The organism is Acidocella aminolytica 101 = DSM 11237, from assembly GCF_900129125.1.
In the GTDB taxonomy this organism is placed as follows: Bacteria; Pseudomonadota; Alphaproteobacteria; order Acetobacterales; family Acetobacteraceae; genus Acidocella; species Acidocella aminolytica.
In genome coordinates this window covers 25,538-37,996 of record NZ_FQVJ01000011.1, presented here as the reverse complement: position 1 = coordinate 37,996, position 12,459 = coordinate 25,538, and the positions used below count along the sequence as shown (strand labels likewise).

At 57.7% G+C, this 12,459-nt stretch carries 15 protein-coding genes; 10 read left to right on the top strand and 5 right to left on the bottom strand.

The window, feature by feature from the left end:
• The first annotated feature begins 189 nt into the window (after window positions 1–189).
• The 5 genes from BUB54_RS07770 to BUB54_RS07750 all read left to right on the top strand — a co-directional run bounded on the left by BUB54_RS07770 (window position 190) and on the right by BUB54_RS07750 (window position 4,296).
• The gene (locus BUB54_RS07770; protein WP_048877668.1) at window positions 190–435 is read left to right on the top strand and encodes a cold-shock protein; all 246 of its coding nucleotides are present in this window, start codon (window positions 190–192) and stop codon (window positions 433–435) included.
• 293 nt (window positions 436–728) lie between these two features.
• Entirely contained in the window at window positions 729–2,138 is a 1,410-nt protein-coding gene (locus tag BUB54_RS07765; RefSeq protein WP_139284833.1) for a leucyl aminopeptidase family protein, read from the top strand.
• Between the two features lie 299 nt (window positions 2,139–2,437).
• Window positions 2,438–2,818 carry a MarR family transcriptional regulator gene (locus tag BUB54_RS07760; RefSeq protein WP_048877667.1) on the top strand — a complete coding sequence of 127 codons (381 nt, stop codon included), beginning with the start codon at window positions 2,438–2,440 and terminating at the stop codon, window positions 2,816–2,818.
• Window positions 2,819–2,909: 91 nt separating this feature from the next.
• Entirely contained in the window at window positions 2,910–3,464 is a 555-nt protein-coding gene (locus BUB54_RS07755; protein WP_244890758.1) for a LolA family protein, read from the top strand.
• A 31-nt stretch (window positions 3,465–3,495) separates the two neighbouring features.
• Window positions 3,496–4,296, top strand: a complete 801-nt coding sequence (locus BUB54_RS07750) for an exodeoxyribonuclease III (protein ID WP_048877665.1) — start codon at window positions 3,496–3,498, stop codon at window positions 4,294–4,296.
• A gap of 218 nt (window positions 4,297–4,514) precedes the next feature.
• Here the strand turns inward: BUB54_RS07750 and BUB54_RS07745 are convergent, their stop codons facing one another.
• The 3 genes from BUB54_RS07745 to BUB54_RS07735 all read right to left on the bottom strand — a co-directional run bounded on the left by BUB54_RS07745 (window position 4,515) and on the right by BUB54_RS07735 (window position 6,550).
• Entirely contained in the window at window positions 4,515–5,078 is a 564-nt protein-coding gene (locus BUB54_RS07745; RefSeq protein WP_048877664.1) for a histidine phosphatase family protein, read from the bottom strand.
• Between the two features lie 2 nt (window positions 5,079–5,080).
• Complete coding sequence (locus BUB54_RS07740) at window positions 5,081–5,698, bottom strand: glutathione S-transferase family protein (protein WP_048877663.1); 618 nt, start codon at window positions 5,696–5,698, stop codon at window positions 5,081–5,083.
• 72 nt (window positions 5,699–5,770) lie between these two features.
• Window positions 5,771–6,550: a tetratricopeptide repeat protein gene (locus tag BUB54_RS07735; protein WP_073211455.1), complete on the bottom strand. Its 780-nt coding sequence runs from the start codon at window positions 6,548–6,550 to the stop codon at window positions 5,771–5,773.
• A gap of 220 nt (window positions 6,551–6,770) precedes the next feature.
• Between BUB54_RS07735 and BUB54_RS07730 the strand changes: the two genes are divergently transcribed.
• Genes BUB54_RS07730 through BUB54_RS07720 form a run of 3 tightly spaced genes read left to right on the top strand, consistent with a single transcriptional unit; the run spans window position 6,771 to window position 9,092 of the window.
• Window positions 6,771–7,280 carry a type III secretion system chaperone family protein gene (locus BUB54_RS07730; protein WP_048877661.1) on the top strand — a complete coding sequence of 170 codons (510 nt, stop codon included), beginning with the start codon at window positions 6,771–6,773 and terminating at the stop codon, window positions 7,278–7,280.
• A gap of 12 nt (window positions 7,281–7,292) precedes the next feature.
• Window positions 7,293–8,099, top strand: coding sequence for a pyrroline-5-carboxylate reductase (gene proC, locus BUB54_RS07725; protein WP_048877660.1), 807 nt, complete (start codon window positions 7,293–7,295; stop codon window positions 8,097–8,099).
• A gap of 60 nt (window positions 8,100–8,159) precedes the next feature.
• Window positions 8,160–9,092 (top strand): ribose-phosphate pyrophosphokinase, encoded by a 933-nt coding sequence (locus BUB54_RS07720; protein ID WP_048877659.1) that lies wholly within the window; start codon window positions 8,160–8,162, stop codon window positions 9,090–9,092.
• A 60-nt stretch (window positions 9,093–9,152) separates the two neighbouring features.
• Here BUB54_RS07720 and lpxC read toward each other — a convergent pair whose 3' ends face one another.
• Window positions 9,153–10,058, bottom strand: coding sequence for a UDP-3-O-acyl-N-acetylglucosamine deacetylase (lpxC, locus tag BUB54_RS07715; protein ID WP_082075578.1), 906 nt, complete (start codon window positions 10,056–10,058; stop codon window positions 9,153–9,155).
• A gap of 228 nt (window positions 10,059–10,286) precedes the next feature.
• Here lpxC and BUB54_RS07710 point away from each other — a divergent pair, with 228 nt between their 5' ends.
• Both BUB54_RS07710 and BUB54_RS07705 read left to right on the top strand, forming a co-directional pair.
• Window positions 10,287–10,607 carry a heavy metal-binding domain-containing protein gene (locus tag BUB54_RS07710; RefSeq protein WP_048877657.1) on the top strand — a complete coding sequence of 107 codons (321 nt, stop codon included), beginning with the start codon at window positions 10,287–10,289 and terminating at the stop codon, window positions 10,605–10,607.
• A gap of 3 nt (window positions 10,608–10,610) precedes the next feature.
• Complete coding sequence (locus BUB54_RS07705) at window positions 10,611–10,889, top strand: hypothetical protein (protein ID WP_199444659.1); 279 nt, start codon at window positions 10,611–10,613, stop codon at window positions 10,887–10,889.
• A gap of 48 nt (window positions 10,890–10,937) precedes the next feature.
• On the opposite strand, the gene ftsZ is transcribed toward BUB54_RS07705, so the two are convergent.
• A complete protein-coding gene (gene ftsZ, locus BUB54_RS07700) occupies window positions 10,938–12,413 on the bottom strand; it encodes a cell division protein FtsZ (RefSeq protein ID WP_048877656.1) in 1,476 nt (491 codons plus the stop codon).
• Between the last annotated feature and the right edge of the window lie 46 nt (window positions 12,414–12,459).

The window sequence follows — 12,459 nt, the reverse complement described above, 5'->3', positions numbered from 1 at the left end:
AGGCCGGGCCGAAAAAGCCCGGCCTTTTCTTTTGCTTTTTTGATTTTCCGCTGCAATGCAGCATAAACTTTCCAATTGATCACTACACTTAAATGCGCTTAAACTAATTTGCGCTGAATTTATATTCAGCAAAAACGACCTAAGTTCGGAAAACCGGACAAAAAAGACTGGGCAAAGAAAGGCGCTCAAATGGAAACGATCCAGGACAACAACCGTCAGGACGAAAATTCCCTCACTGGCATTGTGAAATGGTTCAACCCCGGAAAAGGTTACGGGTTCATCGCCCCAGACCAAGGGGGCAATGATATTTTCGTACATATCAGCGCGGTCCAACATGCGGGCTTACGCAAGTTGAACGAGGGTGAGCGGGTACGCTTCGCTCTCCAACAACGCGAGGGACGCGTGGCGGCTATCGGCATCGAGCGGCTGCATTAACCCTTCCTCCCAGCCTGCCTCATGGGCAAGCTAAGCATTTACTTTCAAAGCCAGACGCGTCTCACAGGACCGTCTGGCTTTTTATTGTGTCCCGAAAACGAAACAACTCATTGATAAGTAAACAGACTTCTACACCCTTCTCTTTTCCATGAACTTTTACGAAGGGGTTTCTTTATCTAATTCATTATTTTAAACACTGCTCTTAGAAAGCATCTTTTCACATCAAGGCGGGAAGTCTTTTATGTCTTTGAATGTCATGGTTTGGTGGGCCGAGTGGCTTTAAAGGCACAATCATGATTATTGACGCTCTGAATTTCCTAGACATTCCCGCAGGGCTGGCAGCGGACGCCTCCTTATCCCTGCCGCTTTTCGCCACACGCCCCTCCTCATGGGTTGAGGACCTCACCCACCTGCCCGTCAACGCGGCCTCTCAGGCTACTCTGCACGGCTTCAGCGGCGAGGCGGGACAAATTCTGTTGATCCCAGGGGCCAAGGGAGAGTTGAGTGCCGCTGTCATCGGCATGGGAACAGGCCCGGTCTTTTCCGCTTTCGGCGTGGCAGCAGCCGCACTGCCTGCCTCTAGCCTTTGGCATATTGCAGCCAACGAGATTCCCACGCAGGAAGCTGAACTCGGCTTTCTTCTCGGCGCTTACCGGTATCAAACACTCAAAGCGAAAAAGCCGAACTTCGCACGGCTTACACGTGCATCGGACCAAAGCCGGATCATCGCCGGCGCCATCCACCTGACCCGTGAACTCATCAACACCCCGGCCAATCTTCTCGGCCCATCCGAACTCGCTGATTTTGCAATGAGTTTGGCCGCGCGGTTTGGCGCGGCGGCGGAACGTGTCCGGGGCGAAACACTAACCACACGCTTTCCCACCATTCACGCTGTCGGCGCCGGGTCAAACCGCGCGCCGGAAGCTGTCATTTTCCAGTGGCGCGGTAGCAAGGCACAAGACGACGCTCCACTCGTCTCGCTTTGCGGCAAAGGCGTCTGTTTTGATACGGGCGGTTATAATTTAAAGCCCGGCAGCGCTATGCGTCTGATGCGTAAAGATATGGGCGGCGCCGCAATCACGCTCGGTCTAGCCTCCGCGATCATGTCGCTAGATCTGAACATACGGCTCGAACTTCGTATTGGCTGTGTGGAAAACAGCGTTTCGGGCAATGCGATGCGACCGTCTGATATTCTGCGTACCCGCGCAGGCTTAACCGTCGAGGTCGGCGATACAGATGCGGAAGGACGTCTGGTTCTCTGTGACCTATTGCACGAAGCCTGCGAGGCCCAGCCTGATTGGTTGATTGATGTTGCAACACTGACCGGCGCGGCACGCGTTGCTCTGGGTCCCGACATTCCCGCCCTCTTCTGCAATAATGACGACATGGCAGAGACCATTCTGTCCGCAGGACAACATAGCGGCGATCCTCTTTGGCGTCTTCCGTTACATGATGGTTACGCGCATTGGCTGGAAACCCCCTTTGCGGATCTCAGCAATATCTCCGCAAAGCCTTTTGCCGGCGCCATAACTGCTGCTCTGTTCCTGCAAAATTTCATTCCAAAACAAACCCGTTGGGCTCACGCGGACAGTTACGCCTGGAATGACGGCACACACCCCGGTAAACCTGAAGGCGGTGAAGCGCAAACTCTACGTGCTTTCCTGACAGCCATCACAGCCCTTGCAGAAGGTGCAAAAACCTAAATATTTATCCAGAAAGAAAAACATTGCGTTAAAAAAAAGAAACGCGGCTTTAAAGAGCTTTAGCTAAAACATCTGTTTTAATGCAGCTAGTAGTTTCATTTGGTTTCATGAAACTACAACGTAACAGCATGTAGATTTTTCTTACGTTTTGTTAGTGATACGGACAAATAATTTTACACAATCATATTGAAGTGGTTTTGAAACTTCTTATAATATCGTGTACTGATTGTTTGTCTGAACATGAATTTAGGTTTTCCTGAACTTCTGTTTCACGTTTTTCTATCCAAGGAATTTTAACTATGGCGTCTGCTCAACTCTCGTCAGACCAGCTCGTTGGCATCCTTCGAGATACCATTGTCTCGCTTGTGCGGCGGGACGGCGTTGATCTGTCCGCGCGTCAGCTTGGCGTGTTTCTCACCTGCTATCTAACCGAAGGCCCGCACACCGTTCGTGGTCTGGCACAGGAGCTCAACGTCTCCAAACCCGCCATCACCCGCGCGCTGGACCGCCTGACCGAGCTCGATTACGTGCGCCGTAAGGTTGATCCGGCGGACCGCCGCTCCGTGCTGGTGCAGCGCACCGTCAAGGGGGCTGCTTTTCTCCGCGAGACGCGCCATATTATGACTGATGCTCTTGCCACACATAAAACCGAGGCCTCCAGCCGCCGCGCTGCCGGTTAACACCACTCGCCGCCACGTCCTTGGCGTGGCGCTGTTGTGTATGGGGATGAGCCTGCTTGCGCCCACCTGGGCCCAAGCGGCTCCCTTAGCTTTGACACCAGCCGACAAAACGCTGGTCGCCAAGGTGGAAACCTATCTGAACGCACAAAAGGGGCTTACCGCCAACTTCCTCCAGGTGTCGGCTGATGGCGCGACACGGACGGGCAAAGCTTGGTTGCAACGCCCTGGAAAAATGCGTTTCGTCTACGACCCGCCAGACCCGCAACTGCTTGTCGCCGGATTTGGCCTGCTGGTTTATCATGATCCGGCTCTGAACCAGACAACCACCATCCCGCTTAGCTCCACACCGCTCAGCATCCTGCTGGCACCGCATGTAAATTTGGAATCGGCTGGTGTTTACATCACTGCCATCAATCGCCAGCCCGGTCAGGTGGATATTTCCCTGGCGCGGACACACAAGGAAGCCGCCGGATCACTGACGCTTTCTTTCTCGACCGACCCGCTGGAGCTGCGCGCCTGGGTCGTCACAGATGCACAAGGCAAACAAACCAGCGTGCATCTATACGATATTGCCCCCGCCGGACCGTTTCCAAACTCGCTGTTCCAGTATAACCAGCCCAGCGCCCCAAGCACGGTGGGGGGTTAGCCTGCGCGGCAAAACCTTGTAAAAGCCGCACATGCACCTGACCATCGCCACCTGGAACATCAACTCTGTGCGGCTGCGCCAAGCGCATTTGCATCAGCTCGCCGCGCGACTGAAGCCGGACGTCATCTGCCTGCAGGAAACCAAAGTACCTGACGATCTGTTCCCTGAAGCCATCGCCAGTGAGCTTGGGTTTCCTCACCTGCTCAAGCGCGGGATGAAAAGTTATAATGGTGTGGCCATTCTCTCCCGTCTGCCGTTAACCCTGGCAGAAGACACGCCCGACTGGTGTGGCAAGAGTGATTGCCGCCAAATCTCCGCATCCGTTGAATCCCCCGGCGGCCCCGTCACAATCCACGATTTCTACGTGCCCGCGGGCGGAGACATCCCCGACCGCACAGCCAACGAGAAGTTCGCCCACAAGCTTGATTTTCTGGCTGAAACCCGCGCGCATTTCCTGAAATACAAGCCCCGCCGCGCCGTGCTGGTGGGAGATCTGAACATCGCCCCGCTGGAGCAAGATGTTTGGAGCCACAAGCAATTACTGAATGTGGTCAGCCATACCCCTGTTGAGGTCGACGCGCTGAACTCCTGGCGCGAAACCGGGTTTCATGACGCAATCCGGCATTTCGTACCGGCGGATCAGAAGCTTTATACATGGTGGTCTTATCGCAACCGGGACTGGGCAGCCTCCAATCGCGGGCGCCGGCTGGATCATATCTGGGTCACGCCAGATCTGGTGCCCGCCTTGCACAGCCATGAGGTTCTACGAGAAGCCCGGAGTTGGGAGCAACCCTCGGACCATGTGCCTTTGGCCGTCACGCTGGCGCTGTAAAGTAGCGCCAAACGCACATCTCCCCGCCATCCGGCATGGGTGTGAAAATCTTATTTGCTGTCCATATCCCATTCGTGAATGGCTACCACCCGGCCTATCCCAACGGAGCCTTTTCACGAAGGAGTGCGTGGAAATGAAAAGCTTTATGCCCCCGTGCGCTATATTGCTGGTGGCCCTTTGCTTCGGAATCAGCCTCGCCGCTCTAACCAGTTGAGCGTTTAAAGTCCCGTTTCAGCCCCGTCGATTTGCCAGCCCTCATTCCCCGGCGCGCAATAAAGTGGCACGGCGTTACGGGTCAGCCCTTCTTTTGGCAGCCCCATCAGGTCGCGTATCGCCCTGAAGACACCGCCATGCGCGACAATCAGCACCGGCGCCGTTTGCGTCACCAAAACCTGGTTCAACGCCGCCTTCACCCTCAACGTCAGGTCAGGAAAACTTTCCGCCCCTTCCGGCGTATAACGTCCCTCCAACCATTCCGGGAACCAGGGCAAGAGCGGCTTGCCTTCCATGCCACCAAACATCACCTCGCGCAGATCCTGTTCATAGATCACTGGCAGGCGAAGATATTCGTTGATGATTTCGGTGGTCTCACGCGTCCGCAGCATGGGGGAAGAAATAATCGCCGTAATCCCCTGCCCCGCCAGCAATGGCCCGGCGCGCTCCGCCTGCGCCCGGCCTGTCTCGTTCAGCTCAACATCCAGCGCCCCTTGGCTCAAGCCAGCGGCATTGTATCTTGTCTCCCCATGGCGGAGAAACCAGAAGGGCGTTTCAGGCAGAGACACAATCAGACCAGCCCTTCCGCCGCCAGAGCGCGCTGCACCGCCGGGCGGGCACGCATACGTTCAAGATGCCCCTCAAGTGCAGGGGGAATTTGCACGGCGGCGCGCGTAACGGCCCAATGTTCCAGGAAAAACAACGCCGCGTCGGCAATAGAGTAATCACCAAGCAGATACGCCTTTGCCCCCAGCACCTGGGCCATAAGCTTCAGCCCGGTATCAATGATATCACGCCCGGTCTGCTTCACCGCGGGCTCGTCGGCAATGGTCGGCGTGAACATCGCGGGGCGGAAAATCCGCGTGAAGCCCCGCATATGCACGGTGGCGATCATATAATCCAACAATTCCAGGGTGCGCACTTCACCATCAATGGTGCTGGGCAGCAAATTCACCTCAGGGTTGGTTTTCGCTAGATACCAGGCAATCGCGGGCCATTCCGTCACCAGCACGCCATCATCTCGTAATAAAGCTGGCACTTTCGACTTCGGATTGAGTGAAACATAAGGCTCTTTGTATTGCGCGCCCTTGCTGAAATCGACCCATAGCCGTTCATAAGGCTTGCCGATCTCCTCCAACAAAACATGGATTCCCAGCGAACACGCATTCGGCGAATAAAAGAATTTCATGGCGTTCCTCAGATTTACGGCGCTGCCCTGAAATCAGAAACAGCACCGTAAGCGTTTGCGATGATTTGAGAATTACCAGCTATCGGTGTTCAGGTCATCGTTACCGCCGCCCATATCCCAGCTGGGGTCACCCATTAGCCCGTCATCCTGATTGGGCATGAAATCCTGCTGAGGCTGCGCGGCCTGGGCCTCGTTACCCCCCATCAACCCGTCAACAATTCTTTCACCCGCGGCAAACCCGGCCCCGGCCGCCAAGCCGGTGACAATGGAACTGCCAAGCCCGCCGCCCATCGGCCCATACCCGCCTCCAGGACCATAAGGCCCGTTAGGGCCATTGGGACCATAAGGCGCGTTCGGGTTACCAGGATAACGCCGATATCCCAGGTTCATGCCTCCCCGGCGGAAACCGGAGACCAAACGCAACAGAACAAACAATAAAAGCAGCCCACCAATCACCAGCAGCACGGGCGAAACCCCGCCCAGGGCATGGCTCACACCGCCCCCCGCCTTCAGGCCGCGATCAATATGGGTACGCAGCGCGGCCGCTTTTTGCGGGTCCGCGAACGGCAGGCCGGGCGCATATTGGTCAGCCTTGGCCAATGCCTGGGCCGCCGCATTCTCATTCCCGCGCGCATCCTGCGCCTCGGCCGCCAGATACCACGCCACACCGCTTTGCGGATGTTGGTCCAGCACGCCTTTTAGCGCCTGCAATGCCTGAGCGCTCTGCCCGGTATCGATCATTGTCTGGATTTGGCGCGGTGACGCTCCCTGGCTCTGGGCAAAAGCCGGCAAAGCGGGCGCCAGCGCCAGCGCCCCCGCGAGCGCCAGGGAGCGGAAAATATTTTTCGTCATAATCAGCAGTCCTCGAGGCATCCATGGGTGATATGGGGTTAACCCTCCAGAAATCCAATGCGGCCTATTGGTAACAGGTACCAGAAACAAAGCGTAACGGCGTTATTTTTTATATGCGCGGCGCACAAATCCGAATAAAATCCGAGTCGTGGGGAGAAACACTGCGCGGGAGGCCAGAATTGTCTCACCCAGCTTTCCATGGTGACAAGGAGGCCCTGATATGCCCAATCTCGCTCACCCCGAAGACGATGTGATCACCGTCTCCAATCCGCTTGATCTGGTGGAACAGGTCATTTCCGCGAATGAGTGGCTTTTCGACCGCCGCTCAGAATCGGACCTCGCCGCCGAGGCGCAGGGTAAATGGTGTGATTACGGGCTGTATTTCTGCTGGTCAGACGAGATTTCAGTCATGCATTTTTCCGCTGCCTTCGACATGAAGGCCCCGGTAAAACAACGGGCCGCGCTATATGAGCTGCTGGCCAAGGCAAACGAGCGGCTCTGGATCGGCCATTTCGGCATGGATGAGGAAACAGGCATGCCGGTTTACCGCCACGCCATGCTGTTGCGCGGCACCCCCAGCGCGGCGGCGGAATCGATCGAAGACCTGATCGACATCGCCATTACCGAATGCGAGCGCTTTTTCCCTGCCTTCCAGTTCGTGATCTGGGGCGGCAAGAGCGCCGAAGAAGCTTTGGACGCCGCGATGCTGGAGTGCGCGGGAGAAGCATGAGATAGAGCTTTTATGACGACTCTACCTTCTCTTCTGCTCGTCGGCGGCGGCCGGATGGGCAGCGCTCTACTTGCCGGATGGCGCGAGCAGGGCCTTTCCCAGGCCTTTGTTGTGGACCCTTCGCAGGGCGCACAGGCTCTGGCTGGCTCAAACGTTACAGTGCTGGCGGATATCAGCCAGCTTCCCGTTGATTTCACGCCCGAAGCCGTGATGCTGGCGGTAAAACCACAAAAGGCTGCCGAGGCCCTGCCCGCTTATGGGCGCTTCTCGGGAAAGGCTGTGTTCATTTCCATCATGGCGGGCAAAACCGCCCAGGGCATAGCCCAACTTCTGGGCGGCAGTCCCGCTATTGTCCGCGCCATGCCCAACACGCCAGCGGCCGTGCGCCAGAGCATTACCGTGGCCTTTGCCGGCAATGGCGTTTCAGAGGCCCAACGCCGCCTCGCGACGCAGCTTCTCTCCGCCGTGGGCAAGGTCGCCTGGGTTGAGACCGAATCCGCCCTGGCTCCCGTCACCGCCATTTCCGGCGGCGGCCCCGCTTATGTGTTCCTGCTCACTGAGCTGTTGGAACAAGCCGGTCTGGACCAGGGGCTGCCCCCGGAACTGGCCCGAATCATGGCCCGGCAGACCGTCATCGGCTCTGCCGCGCTTCTGGCGGCCTCCACGGAAACACCTGAAGCCCTACGTGTGGCTGTAACCTCCCCTGGCGGCACAACCGCCGAGGCCTTGAAACTGTTGCGCGCAGATGACGCTCTACCCAAAATTTTCAAGGCGGCCATTCAAGCAGCCACCGAACGGTCGAGAGAGCTCTCCGCTTAATTTACTTTACCCCCCCTGGTTGCTACACCCCGCGCGAGCAGAACTCTGGGAAGACCAAGCATGAAAATTGTCGCCTGCAACAGCAACCGCCCCCTGGCTGAGGCTGTCGCTGCTGGTTTGAACCTACCGCTGGCAAAGGCCTCCATCCGGCGCTTCGCGGATATGGAAGTCTTCGTGGAAATCCACGAGAATGTCCGCGGTGAGGATGTGTTCGTCATCCAGTCCACCTCCTATCCGACGAACGATAACCTCATGGAGTTGCTGATTACCTGCGATGCGCTACGCCGTGGCTCCGCCCGGCGCATCACGCCGGTGATCCCATATTTCGGCTATGCCCGTCAGGACCGCAAATCCGGCCCCCGTACGCCAATCTCCGCCAAGCTAGTCGCCAATCTGATCACCGAGGCCGGTGCAAGCCGCGTGCTGACCATGGACCTTCATGCTGGGCAAATCCAAGGCTTCTTCGACATTCCGGTGGACAACCTGCCCGCCGCACCGCTCTTCTCGCGCGATGTGCAGGAGCGGTTTGAGGGCCGTAACCCAATGATAGTCTCCCCGGACGTTGGCGGCGTGCTGCGCGCGCGTATCATCGCCCGGCGTCTGAACACCGACCTCGCGATTATCGACAAGCGCCGCGAGCGCGCTGGCGTGTCCGAGGTCATGAACATCATCGGCGACGTCAAAGACCGTCATTGTATCCTGGTGGACGACATCGTGGATTCTGGCGGAACGCTGTGCAACGCGGCCGAGGCGCTGCTGGCCAATGGCGCGAAATCGGTTGAGGTCTATGTCTCGCATGGCGTGCTGTCAGGCGGCGCTGTCGCGCGCATCGCCGCGTCGCCCATCGAAATGCTGACCATTACCGACTCGATCATGGCGACGGAAGCGGTGCGCCTCGCACATAATATCCGCCAGCTTTCCATCGCCCCGCTACTGGCTGAGGCCATGCGCCGCATCTCCACAGAAAGCTCGGTCAGCTCGCTGTTCGACTAAACCGCCCGACAGGCAAAAAAAACGGCCCCGTTTCCGAGGCCGTTTTTTTGCGCACCAAGCTCAGGCCGCGGCGAGTTGCTTCGGCACTTCCAGCGCGCCCGTTGCCAGGCGATAATTCTCCTGCTCCGCGAACACCGCCCGCAAAAGCTGATTATTCAGACCATGGCCGGTCTTACTGCCAATAAAGCGTCCGCGAATCGGCGCCCCGGCCAGATACAAATCACCAATCACATCCAGCAACTTATGACGCACGAACTCGTCATCATAACGCAGCCCCTCGGGGTTCATGATCTTATCGTCATCCACCACTACGGCATTGGCCAGGGAGCCGCCCCGCGCCAGCCCAGCCTTGTGTAACGCCTCAATCTCGCCGCGCAGCGTGAATGTCCGCGCCCGGGCAATTTCCTCCGCGAAGCCCTCACTCGAGAGATGGAAATGATAAGCCTGCGCCCCAATGGCCCGAGCCTGGAACTCGATAGAGAGCGACACATCGAATCCGGAGCGGCCATCCTGAGGACGCAGCTCGGCAAAGGCACCATCGCGCTCGACCCGCACAGGGCGCAAAATCTCCAGCACCGGGCGCACCCCGCCATGCTCCAGCACGCCCGCACTTTCGACCAGGAACAAAAACGGCGCAGCGGAGCCATCAAAAACGGGCAATTCCGGCGCATCCACCTCCACAATCAGATCATCAACTTCCGCCGCCGCAAGCGCCGCCATCAAATGCTCGATGGTGCCCACCTTGGCATTGCCGGAAGAAATCAACGTGCACAGCCGCGTATCACTCACCTGATCGAACCGCGCCGGAATCTCCGCGCCAACATCCGTCCGGCGAAACACAATCCCGGTATTCACCGCCGCTGGCCGGAGTGTCAGACACACATCCGTCCCGCTATGAAGCCCCCGCCCCACCGCTGAGATCGGCGCTTTCAGGGTCCGGCGGGCGACAACGTCAAAATGCATCATGCTGTACCGGTCATGCAAAGACGACATAGGAATCCTGCCAATTAACTCGAGCGCAATCTACTCGTTGCGGCGCAACACGGCCAATAAATCATTATTTCTGATTATGTCGTCACAACGTTATGTTTTTAAAAGAATTTTCAAAAAAACACATCCTTGTGACACACTTCACCGCTTGTTCAAGACTGCCCTGCATGCTCTGCTTGTGTCGCAACAAACGGAGCGTAAACCATGCTCGTCACAACAACTGAAAATGTCGCAGGCTATAAAATCAGACAAACATTTGGCCAATGTTTCGGTGTCGTGGTCCGCAGCCGCGGAATTGGCGGCAACATGATGGCGGGTCTGCGCTCCCTCGTGGGTGGGGAAATCAAGGAATACACTTCCATGCTCGAGGAAGCCCGCCGTCACGCCACAGACCGCATGGTCGCCAACGCCGCAATGATGGGCGCGAACGCCATCGTGATGATGCGCTTCGACTCCTCGGAGATGGGCGAAACAATGAGCGAAATCGTCGCTTACGGCACTGCTGTTCTGCTGGAGCCCAGTTGAACCATGCTGCGTATTCTAGTTCTCGGGCTGGGTGGAATCTGCAGCGCCATCGGCGCGCTGTCCTTTGCGGTCGGGGCCTGGGGCGGACTCTGGCTGCTGGGTTTTGGGCTGCTAATCTTGCTCGGCACGCTGTTTGAGCGCCGCTACCACCGCAACCTCTCCGCCCCACCCGGCGATGGTTGGTTGCCAACCGGCGAACGCTTCAAAGACCCAACCACCGGCGAGGCTCTTGAGGTTTGGTACAGCCCCCATAACGGCGAACGCCGCTACGTGAAACAATAAAAAACCCTGGGCCAAAACCCAGGGTTTTTTTGGAGAGAGCGTCCGCGCTTATTGGTTACGGCGCAGGAAAGCCGGAATCTCCAGCCCCACCTCATCCACCTGCGCGGGCCGCACGGAAGGGCGTGGCTCTTCATGCGGCGCTTCATCAGTACGCATTGCAGGCTCCTGCCGGTGCGGCTGTGGCGCCGGAGCAGTATTTTTATGCGAGCCAAACCCGAACACAGATTTGAAAATGCTGGTCGGCTTCGGCGGCTCAGGGGCACGCACCGGCGTGGGAGCCGGGGCAGATGCACGCACAGGGGCCGCCGGGCGCGGCGCGGGCTGCTGATATTGGGGTTCAGCCGCCACTGGCGCTTCAGCAGGGGCCGCTTCAGGGGTACGCTCAACATAAGCCTTGGCAACAATCGGCGATGCGGGCGGCTCAGGCACATACCCGGCCGGACGCGACGCCCCCGCCACCTGCTGCTGTGCATTCTGTGTCGAAACAGCCTGCACGAAATTATTATTTTCCGCGCCGCCATTCACCACCTTCAAATTCGGCAAAGCGGCAGGCATAGAATCAATCCCCGTCGCCACCACAGAAACACGGATCCGGCCAGACATAGTTTCATCCAGCGACATACCGAACATGATGTTTGCGTCGGTGTCCACCTCCTCGCTCACGCGGTTGGCGGCTTGGTCGATTTCAAACAGCGTCACATCCGAAGCACCGGTGATGTTAATCAGCAGGCCCCGCGCTCCTTTCATGTTGGTATCTTCAAGCAGCGGATTGCTGATCGCGGCCTCAGCGGCACGAATCGCACGGTCATCACCCTCCGCCTCGCCGGTACCCATCATGGCCTTGCCCATTTCGCGCATCACGGAGCGCACGTCAGCAAAGTCCAGATTCACGATACCGGGCATCACCATCAGATCAGTTACGCCACGGACGCCCATATAGAGCACATTATCGGCCATCTCGAACGCTTCTTTCCAGCCGGTGCGCTCATTCGCGACTTTAAAAAGATTCTGGTTCGGAATCACAATCAGCGTATCGACATAGGCCTGCATCTCAATGATGCCTTCCTCGGCGGCACGCATACGGCGCTTGCCTTCAAACGCGAATGGCTTGGTCACAACACCAACGGTGAGAATATCACGCTCACGCGCCATGCGTGCAATCACCGGCGCCGCCCCCGTACCGGTGCCACCGCCCATGCCGGCGGTGATGAACACCATGTGCGTGTTCTCGAGGTGGCGCGCCAGTTCGTCTGCGGCTTCATCGGCGGAGAGTTTACCGATATCCGGGCGGCCGCCCGCCCCATTGCCTTGCGTGAGATGCGGCCCAAGCTGAATACGCTTTTCAGCCAAGGAGCGTTGCAGCTGCTGCGCATCGGTATTCGCAACAACAAACTCCACGCCTGGGAGATTCATCTCAATCATGTTGTTTACGGCATTACACCCGCCGCCGCCGACGCCGAACACGGTGATGCGCGGTGTGAAATCCGTATGCGTAGGCTTATCGACTGACAGATGTAGAACCATGTGACTCTCTCTCCTCAAACAATATCGGTAAAGAACACGCCGCTTT

Coding starts and splice junctions, on each gene's coding strand:
- BUB54_RS07770 (WP_048877668.1), top strand. CDS start 190: ATGGAAACGATCCAGGACAACAACCGTCAGGACGAAAATTCCCTCACT.
- BUB54_RS07740 (WP_048877663.1), bottom strand. CDS start 5,698: ATGAAATTCTTTTATTCGCCGAATGCGTGTTCGCTGGGAATCCATGTT.
- proC (WP_048877660.1), top strand. CDS start 7,293: ATGACGACTCTACCTTCTCTTCTGCTCGTCGGCGGCGGCCGGATGGGC.
- BUB54_RS07705 (WP_199444659.1), top strand. CDS start 10,611: ATGCTGCGTATTCTAGTTCTCGGGCTGGGTGGAATCTGCAGCGCCATC.
- BUB54_RS07710 (WP_048877657.1), top strand. CDS start 10,287: ATGCTCGTCACAACAACTGAAAATGTCGCAGGCTATAAAATCAGACAA.
- lpxC (WP_082075578.1), bottom strand. CDS start 10,058: ATGATGCATTTTGACGTTGTCGCCCGCCGGACCCTGAAAGCGCCGATC.
- BUB54_RS07730 (WP_048877661.1), top strand. CDS start 6,771: ATGCCCAATCTCGCTCACCCCGAAGACGATGTGATCACCGTCTCCAAT.
- BUB54_RS07765 (WP_139284833.1), top strand. CDS start 729: ATGATTATTGACGCTCTGAATTTCCTAGACATTCCCGCAGGGCTGGCA.
- BUB54_RS07760 (WP_048877667.1), top strand. CDS start 2,438: ATGGCGTCTGCTCAACTCTCGTCAGACCAGCTCGTTGGCATCCTTCGA.
- BUB54_RS07720 (WP_048877659.1), top strand. CDS start 8,160: ATGAAAATTGTCGCCTGCAACAGCAACCGCCCCCTGGCTGAGGCTGTC.
- BUB54_RS07735 (WP_073211455.1), bottom strand. CDS start 6,550: ATGACGAAAAATATTTTCCGCTCCCTGGCGCTCGCGGGGGCGCTGGCG.
- ftsZ (WP_048877656.1), bottom strand. CDS start 12,413: ATGGTTCTACATCTGTCAGTCGATAAGCCTACGCATACGGATTTCACA.
- BUB54_RS07750 (WP_048877665.1), top strand. CDS start 3,496: ATGCACCTGACCATCGCCACCTGGAACATCAACTCTGTGCGGCTGCGC.